Here is a 1,840-nt window from a genome sequence, read left to right as displayed (position 1 = left end):
GTATGCCGTAGCAAGCTGCGGAAGAGATGGTGGTAGACCCACCGAGATCGATCACCAGCGATAGGTCTCAAACCACCTCATGCGGCTGTTGTTAAGAGCAATGGTCGTGAGTGATGAGGAAAGTCAGGCAATGACCTGGCGAGGTATGGATTAGGAAGACGAGTGCTAGCGAATCACTGTTGACGCGTCGTAAAGTAATCATAATCAACATCAAAACCAAGGTCTTCCCGTTACTTTGGGATAAATTTACCGGATATCTGGATTCTGGGTAAGTGGTGTTCGGCGTAGAGGTGGCGTGATCCTAATCTGGGCTTTTCCATGGAACTGCGGGAACCAGTCGTCTTGATGATAAGGGAGACGTCCAAGTGGAAACTCCACAAGGATTAGAGTACCAAGGCAAGGCACTGGGACGGACCAACTCGTAGTAGCGTTGAAACAATTGTAATGATTGCGGAGCAAAGGGGTTGGGTCAAGCGGTCTGAATGGATATTCAACCGACGAAAGTTGGGAGGAAATATTAAAGATGACAAAAGTGTTCAATATACCTAAACAACAAGTTGTAGAAGCTTACGAACTTGTGAAAGCTAACGCAGGCTCAGCTGGTATTGATCGGCAAAGTCTCGCGGATTTTGAGAAAAATCTGAAAGACAACCTTTTTAAAATTTGGAACCGATTATCATCGGGTAGCTATTTTCCGCCACCCGTGATGGGAGTTTTAATTCCAAAGAAATCAGGAGGCACGCGAACCTTAGGTATTCCAACGGTAAGTGATCGTATAGCACAAATGGTAGTCAAATTATCTTTTGAACCCAAAGTGGAGCCGCAATTCCTAGAAGACTCATACGGATACAGGCCTAATAAATCGGCGCTTGATGCAGTAGGTGTCACTCGAAAGAGATGTTGGCAATATGATTGGATCTTAGAGTTTGACATCAAGGGGCTATTTGACAATATTCCGCATGATCTACTTATGAAGGCAGTAGAAAAGCATACTCAAGAAAAATGGATCACCTTGTACATAAAGCGGTGGCTTACTGCACCAATTGTCATGCCAGATGGCAACACAATTCTGCGAGATAAAGGCACGCCTCAAGGCGGGGTAATCAGTCCAGTATTGAGTAACTTATTCTTACATTATGTCTTTGATAAATGGATGCAGCACCATCACTCTGAAACATTGTGGTGTAGGTATGCTGATGATGGACTTGTGCATTGCAAAACGGAGAAGCAGGCTTTAACGATGTTAAACCAGCTTGCACAAAGATTCAGTCAATGTGGATTGGAGCTGCATCCTGATAAAACAAAGGTAGTCTATTGCAAAGACAGCAACCGTAAAGGGAAATATTCTGTAACGTCTTTCGATTTTTTGGGTTATACCTTTCAACCCAGATTAGTTAGAAGTCGCGACAGCAAGATGTTTGTGAGTTTTACTCCAGCAGTGAGTAGCTCAGCTAGCAAGGCAATGAGAGACAAAATCAGGCAGTGGAAATTAAAGTACAGAGTGGAGTTAAGTCTTGAAGAAATAGCTATTTATTGCAATCCAATCCTCAGAGGATGGATGGAGTACTATGGTAAATATTCCCCTTCAAGCCTTGAGCCAGTATGGACTCAATTCAATGCTGTCCTGGTGAAATGGGGCATGCGAAAGTACAAAAAGCTTAGAGGCAAAACGAGATCAGCGAAGATGTTGGAATCAATTCAACAAAAACAGCCAACTCTTTTTCCTCATTGGCGAATAGGTATAGGGAAAAGCTTTGCTTGATGGGAGCCGTATGAGTCGAGAGGCTCACGTACGGTTCTGAGAGGGGCTGGCGGGGAAGTTCCGCCGGTCTACTCACCC

1 protein-coding gene is annotated in these 1,840 nt (G+C 44.3%); it reads left to right on the top strand.

The annotated features are described in order from the left end of the window. Window positions 1–523 precede the first annotated feature (523 nt). Entirely contained in the window at window positions 524–1,762 is a 1,239-nt protein-coding gene (ltrA, locus tag ACWTEW_RS08565) for a group II intron reverse transcriptase/maturase (RefSeq protein ID WP_019232354.1), read from the top strand. The last annotated feature ends 78 nt before the right edge of the window (window positions 1,763–1,840 follow it).

This window comes from Legionella stuttgartensis (assembly GCF_977063405.2).
This window is presented reverse-complemented; position numbering and strand designations above follow the sequence as displayed.